This window comes from Variovorax sp. BGA-UO-ETr-C22 (assembly GCF_059567965.1).
The window spans coordinates 894,585-912,335 of sequence record NZ_JCAQPA010000010.1 but is presented as its reverse complement, the minus strand read 5'-3'; the positions used below and the strand labels follow the sequence as shown (position 1 = coordinate 912,335).

Sequence of the window (17,751 nt, the reverse complement as noted above, 5' to 3'; positions counted from 1 at the left end):
GGTAGGCCGGCTTCGCCGCCGTCAGGCGTCGAGTTCGCGGTGGCGCTTGAGTGCGCCCCAGCGCGCACCGAAGGCGCGTGCCAGCTGCTCGACCAGGAATACCGACCGGTGCTGCCCGCCCGTGCAGCCGATGGCCACCGTCACGTAGCTGCGGTGGTCGCGCGCCAGCGCGTCGAGCCAGTGCGTCAGGAACTGCTCGATGTCGTCGAACATGCGCGCCACCTCGTCGTGCTCGCGCAGCCATTCGATCACCGGCTCGTCGCGGCCCGTGAGCGCGCGCAGCGCCGGTACGTAATGCGGGTTGGGCAGCATGCGCACGTCGAACACGTAGTCGGCATCGAGCGGCACGCCGCGCTTGAAGGCGAACGATTCGAACACCAGCGTCAACGCGTTCTGCGGCGCCGAGATCAGCCCCTTGATGTAGCTCTGCAGCTGCGCGGGGCGGATGAGGCTGGTGTCGATCACGTCGGCGCCGTCGCGCAGGTCGGCCAGCAGCTCGCGTTCGAGTTCGATGGCCTGCACCAGCACGCGGTGCTGCTCGGGCACGTCGGTGCGGCTTTCCTGGCGCGAGAGCGGGTGGCGCCGGCGGGTTTCCGAATAGCGGCGCAGCAGCGCGTCGGTGGTCGCGTCGAGGAACAGCGAGCGCAGCGAGACGCCATCGGCGCGCAACGCTTCGAGCTGCTGCGGCACGATCGGCAGCGACACGCCGCTGCGCACGTCCATCGCGATCGCCACGCGCGTGGCCTGCTGCTCGTGCTGCAGGGCGATGAAGGCCGTGAGCAGTTCGGGCGGCAGGTTGTCGACGCAGTAGTAGCCGGCGTCTTCCAGCGCGTGCAGCGCCACCGACTTGCCGGAGCCCGACATGCCGGTGATGAGGACGAGGTCGAGGTTCATGTTCATGGGGCGGTCGCCGGCGTCTTGTGGCCGAGCATTTCGCGCGCATGGGCCAGCGAGGTGGCCGACACCTTTTCGCCGCCCAGCATGCGGGCAATTTCGCGGGCGCGGTCGTCGGCGGCGAGGCGCGACACGCCGCTTTCGGTGCGCGGGCCGTCCGTGCCGGCCGCCGCCGTCTGGCGCTTGGCGACCACGAGGTGGTGGTCGGCGCAGGCCGCCACCTGGGGCAGGTGGGTCACGGCGAGCACCTGGCGATCGCGGCCGAGCTGCTTCATGAGGCGGCCCACGGTTTCGGCCACCGCGCCGCCCACGCCGGCATCGACCTCGTCGAAGATCAGCGTCTGTGCGGCGCCCAGTTCGCTGGTCGTCACGGCGATGGCCAATGCGATGCGCGAGAGCTCGCCGCCCGAGGCCACCTTGCCGATGGCGCGCGGCGTGCTGCCGGCGTGGCCGGCCACCAGGAACGAGATTTCTTCGAGGCCGGCGCGGCCGGGCTGTGCCAGCGGCTGTAGTTCGACGTCGAAGCGCCCGCCCTGCATGCCCAGGCCCTGCATCGCCTGCGTGACCGCCTGGGCCAGGCGCGGCGCCGCCTGCTTGCGGATCTTGCCGAGGGCCTTGGCTTCCTTCATGTAGGCCTGTTGCGTGTTCTGCTCGGCGCGCTCCAGACCTTCGAGGTCGCTTTGCGCGTCGAGCGCCTGCAACTCGGCCTGCCAGCCGGCCAGCAGCGCGGGCAGCTCGGCCGGCGTGCGCTTGTAGCGGCGCGCGAGCGACATCCACAGGCCCATGCGTTCGTCGAGTTCGGCGAGGGTCTTGGGATCGGTGTCGGTGTCGCGCAGGTAGCCGTGCAGCGAGTGGGCCGCGTCAGAGGCCTGCGCCACGCAGGACGCCAGCACCTCGCCCAGCGTGCGGAACTCGGGCTCGATGTGTTCGCAGTTCTGCAGCAGCGTCGCGGCGCGCGTGAGGGCGGCGAGGGCGCCGTTGTCGTCGTCTTCGAGCGCCTGGCTTGCGCCTTGGGCGGCGTCGATGAGGGCCTGCGCGTTCGAGATGCGCGAGTGGTGGGCCGAGAGTTCGTCCCACTCGTCGGCGCCCGGCGCGAGCTTGGCGACTTCGGAAATCTGCCACTGCAACCGCTCGCGCTCGCGTTGCAGCGAGTCTTGCGCCGAGCGTGCGTGCTCGAGCGCCGAGAGCGCCTGGCGCCAGCTCTGCCAGGCGGCGTCGAGCGCGTCGGTGCGCGCGCCCGCGTAGGCGTCGAGCAGGCCACGCACGGCCTCGGGGCGGGTCAGGCTCTGCCAGGCGTGCTGGCCGTGGATGTCGAGCAGGCGGTCGCCGAGTTCGCGCAGTTGCGTGGCGGTGGCGGGGCTGCCGTTGATCCAGCCGCGGCTGCGTCCCTGCAGATCGACCGTGCGGCGCAGCAGCAGGCCGTCGCCCGCCTCGAAGCCGCCTTCGTCGAGCCAGCCGGCCAGGGCCGGGTCGGCGTCGAATTCGGCGCTCACGTCGAGCCGCTCGGCGCCTTCGCGCACGGCGCCGGCGTCGGCGCGGTTGCCCAGCGCCAGCTGCAACGCGTCGATCAGGATGGACTTGCCGGCGCCGGTTTCCCCGGTCAGCACCGTGAAGCCGGCAGACAGGTCGAGTTCAAGGGACCGCACGATCACGAAGTCGCGCAGTGCGATGCGTCGCAAAGCCATCTCAGTTCGTCCTCAAGCTGGGGGCTTGGTCCTTCATTCAGGAGCCCCCTTCGTTCCAATGGAGTTTTTTCCGCAGCGTGTCGAAGTAGCTCCAGCCGCGCGGGTGCAGGAAGCGCACCCGGAAGTCGGAGCGGCGCACCACCACGCGGTCGCCGATGGCGAGCGAGGCGAGCGACTGCATGTCGAAATTGGCGCTGGCGTCGCGACCGCTCACCAGTTCGATCACGATCTCGTCGGCATCGGGCAGCAGCACGGGGCGGTTGGACAGCGTGTGCGGTGCGATCGGCACCATCACCCAGCCCGGCACCGCCGGATGCAACAGCGGCCCGCCGGCCGACAGCGCATAGGCCGTCGAGCCCGTGGGCGACGCGATGATCAGCCCGTCGGCGCGCTGGTTGGCCACGAAATGGCGGCCCACCGACACGCGCATCTCGACCATGCCCGAGGTGGCGCCGCGGTTGACCACCACGTCGTTCATCGCGAGCGCGTCGAACACCACGGCCTCGTCGCGAAGCACCTGTGCGTGCATCAGGCTGCGGTGGTCTTCTTCGTATTCGCCGGCCAGCATCGGGATCAGCGTGGCCTGGTAGTTGTCCAGCGGGATGTCGGTGATGAAGCCCAGCCGCCCGCGGTTGATGCCGATCAGCGGGATGCCGTAGCACGCGAGCTGCCGGCCGATGCCGAGCATGGTGCCGTCACCGCCGACCACGAGGCCGAGGTCGCAGCGCTGGCCGATTTCTTCGACCGACAGTGCCTGGTAGCGCGGGTGCGGCGGGGCGTCGGTGTCCTCGCAGGACGAACGCTCCACGAACACCGTGCAACCCTGCGATTCGAGGAAGGCGCCGATGCCCTCCATCACGCCGTCGCGCGCATCGGCCTGCGCCCGGGCGCCGGAAGCCTGGTATTTGCCGATCAGGGCGACGTGACGAAAGCGTGAGGTCATAGCTCACAAATTACAACACTAAAATCTTGCAATGCTGGACGACCGTGCCAAGTTGCTGTTGAAGACGCTGGTCGAGCGTTACATCGCCGATGGGCAACCCGTCGGATCGCGCACGCTCTCGCGTTCGGCGGGGCTGGATCTCTCGCCCGCGACCATCCGCAACGTGATGTCCGACCTCGAGGCGCTGGGGCTCATTGCCAGCCCCCACACCTCGGCCGGACGCGTGCCGACCACGCGCGGCTACCGGCTCTTCGTCGACACCATGCTGACCGCGCAGCGCGAGCAGATGAGCACGCCGAGCCTGGCGGCCGACCAGCCGCAGAAGGTGATCGCCAACGCCGCGCACCTGTTGTCGAACCTGTCGCAGTTCGTGGGCGTCGTGATGGCGCCGCGGCGCGTCTCGGTGTTCAAGCAGATCGAATTCTTGCGCCTGTCGGAGCGGCGGCTGCTGGTGATCATCGTCTCGCCCGACGGCGATGTGCAGAACCGCGTGATCTTCCCGGAATCCGACTACTCACAGTCGCAGCTGGTGGAAGCCTCGAACTACATCAACGCGCACTTCGCGGGCCTGACGATCGAGCAGGTGCGCGACCGCCTGCAGTCCGAGGTCGAGAAGCTGCGCGGTGAAATTGCCGCGCTGATGCAGGCCGCGGTGCAGGTCAGCTCCGAAGTGCTCACCGATGCGCAGGCCGACGACGTCGTGATTTCCGGCGAGCGCAACCTGCTGTCGGTGACCGATTTTTCCAGTGACATGGGGCAGCTGCGGCGTGCCTTCGATCTTTTTGAAGAGAAGGCGCAGCTGATGCGGCTGCTCGACGTGTCGAGCAAGGCCGAGGGCGTGCGCATCTTCATCGGCGGCGAAAGCCAGGTCGTGCCCTTCGAAGAGCTGTCCATCGTCAGCGCCAACTACGAGGTCGACGGCCAGGTGGTGGGCACGCTGGGCGTGATCGGCCCGACCCGCATGCCGTACGACCGCATGATCCAGATCGTCGACATCACGTCGCGGCTGGTGAGCAACGCGCTGAGCCACCGCAAGTAAGCGGCTGCGCGCGGCGCATAGAATCGGGCCCGCGTGGGCCGTTAGCTCAGTTGGTTAGAGCAGCGGACTCATAATCCGTTGGTCGAGTGTTCAAGCCACTCACGGCCTACCACCACACATTCCCCCTCTGTAGACACTCCGATGAAGGCCGCATTGCGCGGCCTTTTTCTTTGCAGCCGCGAGGGCGCGAGCGAGGTTAGCGGCCGCCGCCGATTTCACCTACGGCAAACACAGGATTCCTTCAGGTTGCAACGCAACATCGAAGGCAGAATGCACCATTTGAGTGCAAATGTAACGAGCCGGGTGATCCCTGCGCACGCCGCACTGCGATTCCCGATGGCCATGACCCCGCTTTTCAAGCTCCTGCTTCCGATGTCCCTGCTCGCGCTCGCTGCATGCGGCGCCAAGCAGGCTTCCACCACCGATGACGCGCCGCCCGAAGTCGGCGTGGTGGCGCTGCACGCCAGCGACGTGGCTGTGCACACCGAGCTCGCGGGCCGCACGGCCGCCTACCGCGTCTCCGAGGTGAGGCCACAGGTCAACGGCATCGTGCGCAAGCGACTGTTCGAAGAGGGCGGCATGGTCCGCGCGGGCCAGGTGCTGTACGAGATCGAGCCCGGCCCGTTCGAGGCCGCGCACGAGCAGGCGCAGGCCGCGCTGGCCACGTCGCAGGCCACCATCGCCAGCCTGCGCGGCAAGGCCGATCGCTTCGGCGAACTGGTCAAGGCCAACGCCGTGAGCAGGCAGGAACACGAAGAGGCGCAGGCGGCGCTGGTGCAGGCGCAAGCCGGCGTGAAGGCCGCGCAGGCGGCCGTGAAGGCGGCACGCATCAACCTCGACTTCACGCGCATCACCGCGCCCATCGCGGGACGCATCGGCCGCTCCGCCGTGACCGAAGGCGCGCTCGTGGCGCCGGGCCAGGCGATGGCACTGGCCACGATCCAGCGGCTCGACCCGATCTACGTCGACGTGGTGCAGTCGAGCCTGGCGTTGACGAAGCTCAAGCGCCGGTTCATCTCGGGTGACATGGCGCCGGCCAGCACCCAGGTCAGCCTGCGCATGGAAGACGGCTTGCCGTACCCGCATGCCGGCACGCTGAAGTTCTCCGAAGTGGCCGTCGACGAGGCCACCGGTTCGGTCACGCTGCGCGCGGAATTTCCGAACCCGCAAGGGCTGCTGCTGCCCGGCATGTACGTGCGCGCGCAGGTTGAGTCCGGCGTGGAGCGCCAGGCCATCCTGGCGCCGCAGCGCGGCGTGGCCCGCAACGAGAAGGGCGAGCCGACCGCGCTGGTGGTGGCGGCCGACAACAAGGTCGAGCTGCGCGCGCTCGAAGTGCGCAGCACCGAGGGCGAGCATTGGGTCGTGACCCGGGGCCTGCGCGAGGGCGACCGCCTGGTGGTCGACGGCCTGCAGCGCGCGCGCCCCGGCGAAAAAGTGAAGCCGGTGCCGGTGTCCACGGCGGGCGCATCGTCCGCTGCTGCGCCTTCTCCGGCCGACTAATGAGAAGCGACAACCTCCCGTGATCGCTCATTTCTTCATCCAGCGGCCCGTCTTCGCCTGGGTCATCGCCATCCTCATCATGCTGGCCGGCGGCGTGGCCATTCGCACGCTGCCGGTGTCGCAGTACCCGGACATCGCGCCGCCGACCGTGGTCGTGTCGGCCAACTACCCCGGCGCCTCGGCGCAGGCGGTGGAAAACAGCGTGACGCAGGTGCTCGAGCAGCAACTCAAGGGCATCGACGGCCTGATGTACTTCAAGTCGACCAGCAGCGCCGCCGGCTGGGCCGAGATCAACGTCACTTTCCGCCAGGGCATCGACCCCGACACCGCGCAGGTGCAGGTGCAGAACAAGGTCAGCCAGGCCACCAGCCGGCTGCCGCAGGCGGTGCAGCAGCAGGGCGTGACGGTCGCCAAGTCGCAGAACAACTTCCTGCTGATCGTGGCGCTCTACGACGAGACCGGCCAGCGCACCGACACCGACATCGCCGACTGGATGGCCAGCAACCTGCGCGACCCGATCAGCCGCGTCGACGGCGTGGGTTCGGTGCAGGCCTTCGGCGCGGCGTACGCCATGCGCATCTGGCTCGACCCGCACCGGCTGGCCAGCTACCAGCTGATGCCGTCCGACGTCACGGCCGCCATCACCGCGCAGAACACGCAAGTGTCGGTGGGCGAGATCGGCGCGCGGCCGTCGGCGCCGACGCAGCACCTGAACGCCACCGTCACCGCGATGTCGCGGCTGCAGACGCCCGACCAGTTCAAGGCCATCGTGCTCAAGACGCAGGCCGACGGTGCCGTGGTGCGGCTGGGCGACGTGGCGCGGGTGGAAATCGGCAGCGAGTCGTATGCCGAGACCACGCGCCTGAACGGCCACCCGGCCGCGGGCTCGGCCGTGATGCTGGCGCCCGGCGCCAACGCGCTGACCACCGCCCGCGCGGTGAAGGCGCGCATCGCCGAGCTTGAGCGCTCGCTGCCTGCGGGCCTGCGCGTGGCCTACGCGGAAGACACGACCCGCTTCGTCAAGATCTCGATCCAGTCGGTCATCCGGACGCTGCTGGAGGCCATCGCGCTGGTGGTGGTCGTGATGTTCCTCTTCCTGCAGAACTGGCGCGCCACGGTGATCCCCGCGATCACCGTGCCGGTGGTGCTGCTGGGCACCTTCGGCGTGCTGGCGGCCTTCGGCTATTCGATCAACGTGCTCACGCTGTTCGGCATGGTGCTGGCCATCGGCCTGCTGGTGGACGACGCCATCGTGGTGGTGGAGAACGTCGAGCGCGTCATGCACGAAGAGGGGCTCGATGCGAAGGCGGCCACGATCAAATCGATGAAGGAAATCACCGGCGCGCTGGTCGGCATCGCGGTGGTGGTGTCGGCGGTGTTCCTGCCCATGGCCTTCTTCGGCGGCTCGGTGGGCGTGATCTACCGGCAGTTCTCGGTGACCATCATCGCGTCGATGGTGCTGTCGGTGGTGGTGGCCATCGTGCTCATCCCGGCGCTGTGCGCGCGCTTCCTGAAGGCCGGCGTGCCGCCGCGCACGCGCGGCTTCCTGGGCGCCTTCAACCGCCGCTTCGACGCCGCGCAGGGCCGCTACGTGGGCGTGCTGGGCCGCATCCTGCGCAAGCCGCTGCGCTTCACGGCGGTGTATGTCGCCATCGTGGCCGGCATGGGCCTGCTGTACCTGAGCCTGCCCGGCGGCTTCCTGCCGGAAGAGGACCAGGGCAGCGTGATGGTGATCGCGACGCTGCCGGCCGGCGCCACCTCGGGCCGCACCGACGAAGTGAACCGCGCCATCGAAAAGCATTTTCTCGAGACCGAGAAGGACACGACCGACACCATCTTCACGCTCACCGGCTGGAGCTACAGCGGCTCGGGGCAGAACATGGGCATGGCGTTTGTCTCGCTGAAGGACTGGTCCGAGCGCGCCAGCGCCGACAAGCGCGCGCACGCCATCGTCGAGCGTGCCGGCAAGGCGCTGGCCAAGCAGCAGCGCGACGCCGAGGTCTTCGGCATGGTGCCGCCGCCCATCGAAGGGCTGGGTGAATCGAACGGCTTCGAGTTCTGGCTGCAGGACACCTCGGGCATGGGCGCAGAGCGGCTGTTGCAGGCGCGCGAAAAACTGGTGCGCGAGGCCAACAAGGACAAGCGCCTGCAATCGGTGCGCGCCAACAGCGTGGCCGGCACGCCGCAGCTGCAGGTCGACATCGACCAGCTGAAGGCCTCGGCCCTGCGGCTGTCGCTGGACGACGTGAACACCACGCTGGGCATCGCCTGGGGCGGCAGCTACGTGAATGACTTCATCGATCGCGGCCGCGTGAAGCGCGTGTACGTGCAGGCCGATGCGCCGTACCGCTCGGCACCGGACGACATCAGTCAGTGGTTCGTGCGCGGCAGCACGGGCGCGATGACGCCGTTCTCTGCCTTTGCCACCACGCACTGGTCGCAGGGCGCGTCGCAGCTGGAGCGTTACAACGGCCTGCCCGCGGTGCAGATCCAGGGCGCGGCTGCGCAGGGCATCAGCTCGGGCACGGCCATGGCGGCCATCGAGACTCTCGCGAAGCAGCAGAGCGGCACGGGCCAGGCCTGGAGCGGCCTGTCGTACCAGGAGCGGCTGTCGGGCGGGCAGGCGCCGCTGCTGTTCGCGCTGTCGATCCTCGTGGTCTTCCTGTGCCTGGCGGCGCTGTACGAGAGCTGGTCGGTGCCGGTGTCGGTGATGCTGGTGATTCCGCTGGGCGTGCTCGGCGCGGTGATCGCGGCGGCGCTGCGCGGGTTGTCGAACGACATCTACTTCCAGGTCGGGCTGCTCGCGACCATCGGGCTGTCGGCCAAGAACGCGATCCTGATCATCGAGTTCGCGGAGGCGGCGCTGCGCCGTGGTGTGCCGCTGCTCGAAGCGGTGGCCGAAGGCGCGCGCCTGCGGCTGCGGCCGATCCTGATGACCTCGCTGGCCTTCCTGGCGGGCGTGATCCCGCTGGCGGTGGCCACGGGTGCGGGCTCGGGCAGCCAGGTCGCGATCGGCACCGGGGTGTTCGGCGGCGTGCTTGCGGCGACGGCGCTGGGCATCTTCTTCGTGCCGCTGTTCTACCTGCTGGTGAAGCGCGTGGCCGCACGGCTGATGGGGCGCAAGGCGCAGGAGGGCGGCGAACAGGTGGCCTGAGGCCGTCGCATCACAAGGCCGTGAAGCTTTTTTGAAGGCCTCGCCGGAACAGCGCTTTCGGCGGGGTAGAATTCAAGGCTGCGCGGCTGTAGCTCAGTTGGATAGAGTACTTGGCTACGAACCAAGGGGTCGTGGGTTCAATTCCTGCCAGCCGCACCATCTCTCGAATAGCCTGGAAGAGTTTCTCTTCCAGGCTATTTTCGTTTGGGGCCCTCGCACAGAGGGTTTCGCTGCCCGCATTCGCTGCGCGGCAGGCGCCCACAAAAAAGCCGCCCGAGGGCGGCTTTTTGACGTCGATACGGACAGCTGCCAGGCCGGGCCTGTGCAGCGTCGCACCATGCGTCTTACTTCTTCTTGGCGACGGCCTTCTTGGCGGGAGCCTTGGCGACGACTGCCTTCGTGACAGCAGCCTTGGTGACAGCTGCCTTCTTCGGAGCGGCGGCCTTCTTGGCAGCGGGTGCAGCAGCGGCCTTTTCAGCCTTGCGCTTGGCGGCCTTGGGGTCGATGGCGGCCTTGAAGGCAGCGCCGGCGACGAACTTCGGCACCTTGGTGGCGGCGATCTTGATCTTGGTGCCGGCCTGGGGGTTGAAGCCCGAGCGTGCAGCGCGTGCGACTTGCTTGAAAGTACCGAAGCCGACCAGCTGGACCGAATCGCCCTTCTTCACGGCAGCGACGACGCTGCTGGTGATCGTTTCGAGGACGCGTGCGGCCTCGGCCTTGCTCAGGTTGTGGGTGGTGGCGATCTTCTCGACCAGTTCGATGCGGTTCATTCAGTATTCCTTGGATGGTATGGCGCCGTGTTGCCTACGGCGGCCCAGGCTTATTCCGGGCGGGGCGGAGTGTACCGGGTCGGAAGGGCCTCTTTGGAACGGCACGGGCCGGATGCGTTGCAATAGGCCCCATTGCGGGCTGCCGTCGTCCGTATTTTCAGCTTTCGATCACAAAGGTTGGGATGGGCGAAAAAACACGCTATAATCGAAAGCTGTGCGGCTGTAGCTCAGTTGGATAGAGTACTTGGCTACGAACCAAGGGGTCGTGGGTTCAATTCCTGCCAGCCGCACCACTCTTCAAGGGTTAGCTCGTTTTTCGAGCTAACCCTTTTTCTTTGGCCGGTCATTGCACCGTGCCCGCATCAAGGACGCGCCGGTCGCACGTCCTTCCAGAGGCCGGCCCGCTTGGCTTTGGCTTCTTCCTCCGCGAATTCATACTGCCCGCGCTCCTGGGGTGACAGGCGCTGCGCCTGCGCGGGCTGCCAGCGTGCCAATCCGACGGTCAGCAATGCTAGGCCTGCGTCGAGCGTTCGCGGTCCATGGGGTGCCGAATCCGGCGTCACCATCACGAGGCAGATGCGTTCGCGGGCATGGGATGTGGACGCGTCGCAGTCGACGTCCGCAGGCTTCAGGCGAACCATGTCGTGCATCTTCTGCCGGGCCTGCTCGGCGAAGGGCTGCCCCGGCTTTGGCGCCTCGATGCCCTGCAGGCGCACGCGGCGCCACGCACTGGCGCTGGCCGCGTCGCCGCAGCGGGCGGTGAGGGTGTCGCCGCTGTGGATGCTCACGACGAAGCAGGTCTGCGTCCTGGCGTGGGTGTCGAAGGGAAGAAAGCCCAGGACGGCAGCAAGGACCGCGAGAGCGTACAAATGAAGCCCCGCCGAGGCATGGCGACGGCAAGGGAAATGTCCGATGGCGATCACGGGGGCTCCTGTCTCCTGGGCATGGCGGTTGCGGCAAACTCACCGGCTTGTACGGCGCGGCAAGGGCGCCCAGTATTTCCGATTTGAAGGACTCTGCATTGAACAAGGCATTCACCAAGGAGTCGGACGCCGATGCGGACGACGACGATGACGGCGCAGGTGGCGCCGCGCCCCCGCTGCCAGCGGGCAGCAAGAACTACATCACGCCCGAGGGCTACGCGCGCCGGCGCGACGAGCTGCTGCAGCTGATGGACGAGGAGCGCCCCAAGGTCGTCGAGGCCGTGCACTGGGCCGCGAAGAACGGCGACCGCTCCGAGAACGGCGACTACCTCTACGGCAAGAAGCGCCTGCGCGAGATCGACCGGCGCATCCGCTTCCTCGGCAAGCGGCTCGAGATCGCGGAGATCACCGACCCGTCGGTGCACCACGGGCGCGACCAGGTCTTCTTCGGCGCCACCGTCCGCTATGTCGACGAGACCGGCGAGGAGCGCAGCGTCACGATCCTCGGCATCGACGAGGCCGAGAGCGCCAAGTCGGAAGTCAGCTGGATCTCCCCGATCGCGCGTGCGCTGCTCAAGGCGCGCGAAGGCGACGTGGTGAAGCTCGTGACACCCGGCGGGGCGCACGAGGTGGAGATCCTGTCGGTGAGCTACCCGGCGCCGCACACGCCGGCGAACTGACGAAGAAGGTCAGGGCGCAGGAATCGTCCGCGCCGCGGTCAGCACCGACGCGGTCCGGCGCGCGGCGCGCAGCACGGCATCGAGGTGCGTGCGGTCGCGCACTGCGATCACGAAGCGCAGGTCGGTCGAATCCTGCGGGGTCTCGTCGGCCATTTCCACGTGCGTGATGTCGGCCTCGGCATCGGCCAGCGTGGCCGCCACGCGGGCGAGCACGCCCTTGTCGTTGCGCACGGTGATGACCACGCCGGTCTCGAAGGCACGCGTGGGCTCGTCGGCCCATTCGACCGCGAAGAAGCGCTCGCTGTCCTTGTTGCGCAGGCGCTGGCCCACGCCACAGTCGTCGGTGTGCACCACCAGCCCCTCGCCGTGCCCGAGGTACCCGACGATCTGGTCACCGGGAATGGGGCGGCAGCACTGCGCGAAGCGCACGGAAGAGTTCTCGCTGCCGTCGAGCGTCACCGCGCCTTGCGACACGGCCTCGTGCGACGTGAAGCGCTCGCGGCTGAGCAATAGGGCGTCGGGGCGCTCGCCGATCTCGGCCAGCAGCGCCATGAGCCGCTTGGCGACGATGCTCGCGATGCGTTTGCCCAGGCCGATGTCGGTCAGCAGCTCGGCGCGGGTGCGGTTGCCGGTGAAGCGCAGCAGCTTCTCCCACAGTGCCTGGTGTTCGTCGTCTTCCTCGGGCAGCTTGCCCAGGCCCTCGGCGCGCAGCGCCTGCGCCAGCAGCTTCTCGCCCAGGCCTTCGGACTCGGCATGCGCCAAGGTCTTCAGGTAGTGGCGGATCTTGGAGCGTGCCCGGCCGGTGCGCACGAAGCCCAGCCACGCGGGGTTGGGCGTCGACACCGGCGCCGTGATCACTTCGACCACGTCGCCATTCTTCAGCTCGGTGCGCAGCGGGACCTGGTCGCCGTTGATGCGCGCGGCCGAGGTGTGGTCGCCGATGTTGCTGTGGATGGCGTACGCGAAGTCGACCACCGTGGCGCCACGCGGCAGCGCCATGATCTGGCTCTTGGGCGTGAAGACGTAGACAGCGTCGGGGAACAGGTCGACCTTGACGTGGTCCCAGAACTCGGCGGCGTCGCGTGTTTCGTCCTGGATGTCGAGCAGTGACTGCAGCCACTTGGTGCCCAGCCGGTCGTTGCTCGCGGAATTGGGCTCGGCGGCCTTGTAGAGCCAGTGCGCCGCCACGCCCGATTCGGCCACGACGTGCATGGCCTCGGTGCGCAGCTGGAACTCCACGCTCACGCCGGCAGGGCCCACCAGCGTGGTGTGCAGCGACTGGTAGCCGTTGAGCTTGGCGATCGCGATGTGGTCCTTGAACTTGCCCGGCAGCGGCTTGTACATCTGGTGCAGGATGCCCAAGCCGGTGTAGCAGGCGATCACGTTCGGCACGATGAGCCGGAAGCCGTAGATGTCGGTGACCTGCGCGAAGCTCAGGTGTTTTTCTTCCATCTTGCGGTAGATGGAATAGAGCGTTTTCTCGCGGCCCGCGATGCGCAGCGTCATGCCGGCGGCGGAGAAGGCCGTCTCGACCTCTTTCTGCACCTTCTGGATCAGGTCGCGTCGTCGTCCGCGGGCCTTGGCGACGGCCTTGGCCAGCGTGGCGTAGCGCCAGGGCTTGAGGTGGCGGAACGACAGGTCCTGCAGCTCGCGGTAAGTCTGGTTCAGGCCCAGCCGGTGCGCGATAGGGGCGTAGATCTCGAGCGTTTCACGCGAGATGCGGGCCCACTTTTCACGCGGCGCATCGGCCAGCGTGCGCATGTTGTGCGTGCGGTCGGCCAGCTTGACCAGGATGACGCGCACATCGCGCGCCATGGCCAGCAGCATCTTGCGGAAGGACTCGGCCTGGTTCTCTTCGCGCGTGTTGAACTGCAGCTTGTCGAGCTTGGTGAGCCCGTCGACCAGCTCGGCAACCGGGGCGCCGAAGCGCTCGATGAGCTCCGGCTTGGTGACGCCGCAATCTTCGATGGCATCGTGCAGCAACGCGGCCATGAGCGCCTGGGCGTCGAGCTTCCATTCGGCGCACTGCGCCGCCACGGCGATGGGGTGGGTGATGTACGGCTCGCCGCTGTTGCGCAGCTGCCCGAGGTGGGCTTCGTCGGCGAAGCGGTAGGCCCGGCGCACCAGCTCGGTGTCTTCGGGGCTGAGGTAGTCGAGGCGGGCCGTCAGCGCAGCAAAACTCGCGGCGGCCGCGTTCAGCGCCGCCGGACTCGGTTTCGGCGTGGGGGACGTAGGTTTGGCGACCGCGCTCATGGCTACCACTTTAGCGTGACCGCTCTGTGGGCGCGTCCAGACGTAAAAAAAGCACCGCAATGCGGTGCCTTTTCGTTGCAGGGCTGCGTCAGAAGATCAGCCCGGCACTTTCTTGAGCATCTCGATGCCGATCTTGCCTTCGGCGATTTCGCGCAGGGCCGTGACGGCGGGCTTGTTCTTGCTCTCGATCTTGGGCGCGTGGCCTTGGCTCAGCATGCGCGCACGGTACGTGGCGGCGAGAACGAGCTGGAAGCGGTTCGGAATCTGAACGAGACAATCTTCGACGGTGATGCGGGCCATGATGAATTCTTTCGGTCGGTGAGCGGGGATTTCAAGGGATGTTCAGTGCGGCGAACGTATCGGCACGTGCTCTGCGCTGTGCGGAATACCGGAGCCTCTGCGCGTGGACGATCGCCTTGAGATCGAAAAGTGCGCGCTCAAATAACTCGTTGATTATAACGAAATCGAATTTTCCGGCCTGGGCCATCTCTTCGGCCGCATTCTTCAGGCGCAATTCGATCACCGCCGCACTGTCCTCGCCGCGCCGCTCGAGGCGGGAGCGCAGCTCTTCCCAGCTGGGCGGGAGGATGAAGATCATGACCGCGTTCGCAAAGGTCTTGCGGATCTGCAGTGCGCCCTGGAAGTCGATTTCGAGGATCACGTCGGTGCCCAGGGCCACCCGTTCCTCGACCGCTTTCTTCGACGTGCCGTAGCGGTGGCCGTGCACATGGGCCCATTCGACGAAGCCGTCGGCCGCGATGAGGGCGTCGAACTCGCTCGGCGAGGCGAAAAAGTACTCCCGACCGTGTTTTTCCTGCCCACGCGGGGGGCGCGTGGTGTGGGAGACCGAGGGCTGAACGGCCGAGTCGAGCTCCATGAGCGCCTTGACCAGGCTCGATTTGCCAGCACCGCTGGGCGCGGCGACCACGAAGATATTGCCGGGGTAGTCCATGGGGAGGCTCGTCGTCATTCGATGTTCTGCACCTGCTCGCGCATCTGCTCGATGAGGACCTTCATGTCCACGCCGATGCGCGTGAGTTCCAGGGCTGCCGACTTGGAGCCCAGGGTGTTGGCTTCGCGGTGCAGTTCCTGGATCAGGAAATCCAGCCGCTTGCCGATCTCGCCGCCCTTCTTGAGCAGCCGCTCGATCTCGTCGAGGTGCGAATTCAGCCGGGTCAGCTCTTCCGCCACGTCGATGCGGATCGCGAAGGCGGTCGCTTCGGTCAGGGCGCGGTCTTGGGCGGCTTCGGGCAGCGTGCCACCCGTGCCGGCGGTCAGGCCCATGGCCTCCTGCCAGCGCTCCAGGAAGCGGTTGCGCTGCTGTTCGACCAGCTGGGGCACCAGCGGGCCGGCCTGCTGCACCAGGGTGCGCAGCTGGGCCAGGTGGGCCTCGAGCATCTTGGCCAGCCGCGCGCCTTCGCGTTGGCGGGCCGACATCAGCGCCTCGAGCGCCTTGCCTGCCACGTCGAGCAGGTCGGGGCCCCAGTCGCCGCGCGTGGCGCCGTCGCCGCCGGCCAGCCGCAGCACGTCGGCCACGCTGAGCTCGCGGGCGCCGGGCAGCCAGGCACGGATGCCGTCCTGCACGCCGTTCAGCCGCTGGAGCAGCTTGACGGAGGGCTCGACCACGCCCGCCTGGGCCGTGTTCTCGATGGCCGCGCGCACCTCGACCTTGCCGCGCTTGAGCTTGGCCGTGAGCAGCTCGCGCAGCGCGGTCTCATGCTGGCGCAGCTCCTCGGGGAGCTTGAAGGTGAGGTCGAGAAAGCGGCTGTTGACCGAGCGGATTTCGACCCCGAGTCGGCCCGCGGCGGAGGGCCGTGCATCGGCTTCGGAGTGGCTGCCTGCGGGGCCGTTCTGGCCGCTGGCGTAGCCGGTCATGCTGTAAACTGGCATTGCGCCTCACTGTGGTTTTGCTTGCAAGCACCGAGGCGTCGGTACAGCGTTCGCTTGCCGCACCATCGCCTTCGGGCGAAACTCCCGGATTATGTCAAAGGTCAAGCCTACGCCCCTGTTGCCCGATACGGTCATTGGCGGATATCGCGTTGTTCGCCGGCTTTCCGCGGGCGGTTTCGGCGTGGTCTACCTCGCGATCGACCCGAACGGCCAGCAGGTCGCCGTCAAGGAATACCTGCCTTCGTCGCTCGCCACGCGGGGCCCCGGCGAGCTGGCGCCGCAGGTGCCGCCCGAGAAGCTGTCGCTGTACCGCCTGGGGCTCAAGAGTTTCTTCGAGGAAGGCCGCTCGCTCGCGCAGATTTCGCATGCGTCGGTGGTCAGCGTGCTCAATTTCTTCCGCGAGAACGAGACCGTCTACATGGTCATGAACTACCTGGAGGGCGCGACCCTGCAGGATTTCGTGGTCACGGCGCGCGACCTGAAGCGGCAGAAGGTGTTCCGCGAATCGACCATCCGTTCGCTGTTCGACGAAATCCTGCGCGGCCTGCGCATCGTCCACCAGTACAAGATGCTGCACCTGGACATCAAGCCCGCCAACATCTTCGTCACCGACGACGACCGCGCCGTGCTGATCGACTTCGGCGCCGCCCGCGAAGTGCTCAGCAAAGAGGGCATCTTCATCCGCCCCATGTACACGCCCGGCTTCGCCGCGCCCGAGATGTACCGGCGCGACTCGTCGATGGGCCCCTGGACCGACATCTACGCCATCGGCGCCTGCATCTACGCCTGCATGCAGGGCTACCCGCCCAACGACGCGCCCCGGCGCATCGAGAAAGACCGCCTGAGCCTGTCGCTCTCGCGCCTGCGCGGCGTGTACTCCGACAACCTCATCGAGGTGGTCGAGTGGTGCATGTCGCTCGACCCGCTCTCGCGCCCGCAGTCGGTGTTCGCGCTGCAAAAAGAACTCAGCCGCGAAGGCGAGCGCCGCTACACCAAGCTCACGGTCGGCGAAAAAGTGCGCCTGTCGATCGACAACATCCGCTCCTTCGACAAGAAGAGCCTGCCGCGCGCCGCCGCGCCCACCACCCGTCCGGCCTGATCGACATGAAGTTCTCCGTGTTCCAGGTCAGCCGCAAGGGCGGCCGTCTCAAGAACGAAGACCGCATGGGCTACTGCTACACGCGGGAGTCGGGTCTGTTCGTGCTCGCCGACGGCATGGGCGGCCACCCTGAAGGCGAGGTGGCGGCCCAGCTGGCGCTGCAGACCATCGCCGCGCTGTACCAGCGCGAGGCCCGCCCCACCGTGAAGGACGTGAAGGCCTTCCTGGCCGAGTCGGCCATGTCGGCGCACCAGCAGATCATGCGGTACGCCAGCCACAAGGCGATGCTCGACACGCCCCGCACCACCGTGGTCGCGGCCGTGCTGCAGAACGCCACCGCCACCTGGCTGCATTGCGGTGACTCGCGCCTGTACGTCGTGCGCGACGGCCGCCTGCTGACCCGCACGCGCGACCACTCGCACGCCGAGCGCCCCAAGCCCCACGGTGCCACCGATGCGCCCGTCAACCGCAACCTGCTGCTGACCTGCCTGGGCTCGCCCACCACGCCGCTGTTCGACGTGTCGGCACCGCTGCCGCTGCAGCGCGGCGACCGCCTCATGCTGTGCTCCGACGGCGTCTGGGGCGTGCTCGACGACGCCGTCATCGTGCACACCCTGTCGTCCGGCAAGCCCGTGTCCGATGCCGCGCCCGACCTGGCCGAAATGGCGCTGCGCAAGGGCGGCGCCCACAGCGACAACGTGACGCTGATCGCGCTCGAATGGGAAATGCCCGAGACGCCCGGCGATGACCGCGGCGTATCCACCGAAACCATCGACGACGGCGTGTTCGCCTCGACCATCCAGGCCGGCATGCCGTCCGACAGCGAGATCGACGACCTCGACGAAGACGCCATCGAGCGCTCCATCGCCGAGATCAACGAAGCCATCCGCCGCTCCGCCGCCCGCAAGACCTGATCTCTTG

15 protein-coding genes and 3 tRNA genes are annotated in these 17,751 nt (G+C 67.7%); 9 read left to right on the top strand and 9 right to left on the bottom strand.

Annotation, left to right across the window (positions count from 1 at the left end; translation table 11 throughout):
- Positions 1-21: 21 nt before the first annotated feature.
- Genes rapZ through AC57B8_RS17680 form a run of 3 tightly spaced genes read right to left on the bottom strand, consistent with a single transcriptional unit; the run spans position 22 to position 3,522 of the window.
- The gene (gene rapZ / locus AC57B8_RS17690) at positions 22-894 is read right to left on the bottom strand and encodes an RNase adapter RapZ (protein WP_496480539.1); all 873 of its coding nucleotides are present in this window, start codon (positions 892-894) and stop codon (positions 22-24) included.
- 2 nt (positions 895-896) lie between these two features.
- A complete protein-coding gene (recN, locus tag AC57B8_RS17685) occupies positions 897-2,579 on the bottom strand; it encodes a DNA repair protein RecN (RefSeq protein ID WP_496480291.1) in 1,683 nt (560 codons plus the stop codon).
- 37 nt (positions 2,580-2,616) lie between these two features.
- The gene (locus AC57B8_RS17680) at positions 2,617-3,522 is read right to left on the bottom strand and encodes an NAD kinase (RefSeq protein WP_062476290.1); all 906 of its coding nucleotides are present in this window, start codon (positions 3,520-3,522) and stop codon (positions 2,617-2,619) included.
- 31 nt (positions 3,523-3,553) lie between these two features.
- On the opposite strand from AC57B8_RS17680, the gene hrcA reads away from it, so the two are divergent.
- The 5 genes from hrcA to AC57B8_RS17655 all read left to right on the top strand — a co-directional run bounded on the left by hrcA (position 3,554) and on the right by AC57B8_RS17655 (position 9,374).
- On the top strand, positions 3,554-4,561 hold the full coding sequence (hrcA, locus tag AC57B8_RS17675; protein WP_062476292.1) for a heat-inducible transcriptional repressor HrcA: 1,008 nt from the start codon (positions 3,554-3,556) through the stop codon (positions 4,559-4,561).
- A 35-nt stretch (positions 4,562-4,596) separates the two neighbouring features.
- Positions 4,597-4,673: transfer RNA gene (locus AC57B8_RS17670), tRNA-Ile, on the top strand.
- 260 nt (positions 4,674-4,933) lie between these two features.
- On the top strand, positions 4,934-6,061 hold the full coding sequence (locus AC57B8_RS17665) for an efflux RND transporter periplasmic adaptor subunit (protein WP_496480290.1): 1,128 nt from the start codon (positions 4,934-4,936) through the stop codon (positions 6,059-6,061).
- Positions 6,062-6,080: 19 nt separating this feature from the next.
- Positions 6,081-9,215, top strand: coding sequence for an efflux RND transporter permease subunit (locus tag AC57B8_RS17660; RefSeq protein ID WP_496480289.1), 3,135 nt, complete (start codon positions 6,081-6,083; stop codon positions 9,213-9,215).
- An 82-nt stretch (positions 9,216-9,297) separates the two neighbouring features.
- Positions 9,298-9,374 (top strand) — tRNA-Arg (locus tag AC57B8_RS17655).
- Between the two features lie 185 nt (positions 9,375-9,559).
- On the opposite strand, the gene AC57B8_RS17650 is transcribed toward AC57B8_RS17655, so the two are convergent.
- On the bottom strand, positions 9,560-9,985 hold the full coding sequence (locus AC57B8_RS17650) for an HU family DNA-binding protein (RefSeq protein WP_062476298.1): 426 nt from the start codon (positions 9,983-9,985) through the stop codon (positions 9,560-9,562).
- Between the two features lie 216 nt (positions 9,986-10,201).
- Between AC57B8_RS17650 and AC57B8_RS17645 the strand changes: the two genes are divergently transcribed.
- Positions 10,202-10,278: transfer RNA gene (locus tag AC57B8_RS17645), tRNA-Arg, on the top strand.
- 69 nt (positions 10,279-10,347) lie between these two features.
- On the opposite strand, the gene AC57B8_RS17640 is transcribed toward AC57B8_RS17645, so the two are convergent.
- Positions 10,348-10,908 carry a thermonuclease family protein gene (locus AC57B8_RS17640; RefSeq protein ID WP_496480288.1) on the bottom strand — a complete coding sequence of 187 codons (561 nt, stop codon included), beginning with the start codon at positions 10,906-10,908 and terminating at the stop codon, positions 10,348-10,350.
- Positions 10,909-11,006: 98 nt separating this feature from the next.
- Here AC57B8_RS17640 and greB point away from each other — a divergent pair, with 98 nt between their 5' ends.
- Positions 11,007-11,588, top strand: coding sequence for a transcription elongation factor GreB (greB, locus tag AC57B8_RS17635; protein WP_496480287.1), 582 nt, complete (start codon positions 11,007-11,009; stop codon positions 11,586-11,588).
- Positions 11,589-11,597: 9 nt separating this feature from the next.
- Here the strand turns inward: greB and AC57B8_RS17630 are convergent, their stop codons facing one another.
- The 4 genes from AC57B8_RS17630 to AC57B8_RS17615 all read right to left on the bottom strand — a co-directional run bounded on the left by AC57B8_RS17630 (position 11,598) and on the right by AC57B8_RS17615 (position 15,731).
- Positions 11,598-13,841 (bottom strand): RelA/SpoT family protein, encoded by a 2,244-nt coding sequence (locus AC57B8_RS17630; protein ID WP_496480286.1) that lies wholly within the window; start codon positions 13,839-13,841, stop codon positions 11,598-11,600.
- 96 nt (positions 13,842-13,937) lie between these two features.
- The gene (rpoZ, locus tag AC57B8_RS17625; RefSeq protein ID WP_013543330.1) at positions 13,938-14,141 is read right to left on the bottom strand and encodes a DNA-directed RNA polymerase subunit omega; all 204 of its coding nucleotides are present in this window, start codon (positions 14,139-14,141) and stop codon (positions 13,938-13,940) included.
- A 31-nt stretch (positions 14,142-14,172) separates the two neighbouring features.
- Positions 14,173-14,793 carry a guanylate kinase gene (gmk, locus tag AC57B8_RS17620; RefSeq protein WP_062476362.1) on the bottom strand — a complete coding sequence of 207 codons (621 nt, stop codon included), beginning with the start codon at positions 14,791-14,793 and terminating at the stop codon, positions 14,173-14,175.
- Between the two features lie 14 nt (positions 14,794-14,807).
- Positions 14,808-15,731 carry a YicC/YloC family endoribonuclease gene (locus AC57B8_RS17615; RefSeq protein ID WP_496480285.1) on the bottom strand — a complete coding sequence of 308 codons (924 nt, stop codon included), beginning with the start codon at positions 15,729-15,731 and terminating at the stop codon, positions 14,808-14,810.
- Between the two features lie 91 nt (positions 15,732-15,822).
- Between AC57B8_RS17615 and AC57B8_RS17610 the strand changes: the two genes are divergently transcribed.
- Positions 15,823-16,830 (top strand): serine/threonine protein kinase, encoded by a 1,008-nt coding sequence (locus tag AC57B8_RS17610; RefSeq protein ID WP_056573330.1) that lies wholly within the window; start codon positions 15,823-15,825, stop codon positions 16,828-16,830.
- A 5-nt stretch (positions 16,831-16,835) separates the two neighbouring features.
- On the top strand, positions 16,836-17,744 hold the full coding sequence (locus tag AC57B8_RS17605; protein ID WP_062476311.1) for a PP2C family protein-serine/threonine phosphatase: 909 nt from the start codon (positions 16,836-16,838) through the stop codon (positions 17,742-17,744).
- Positions 17,745-17,751: the final 7 nt, after the last annotated feature.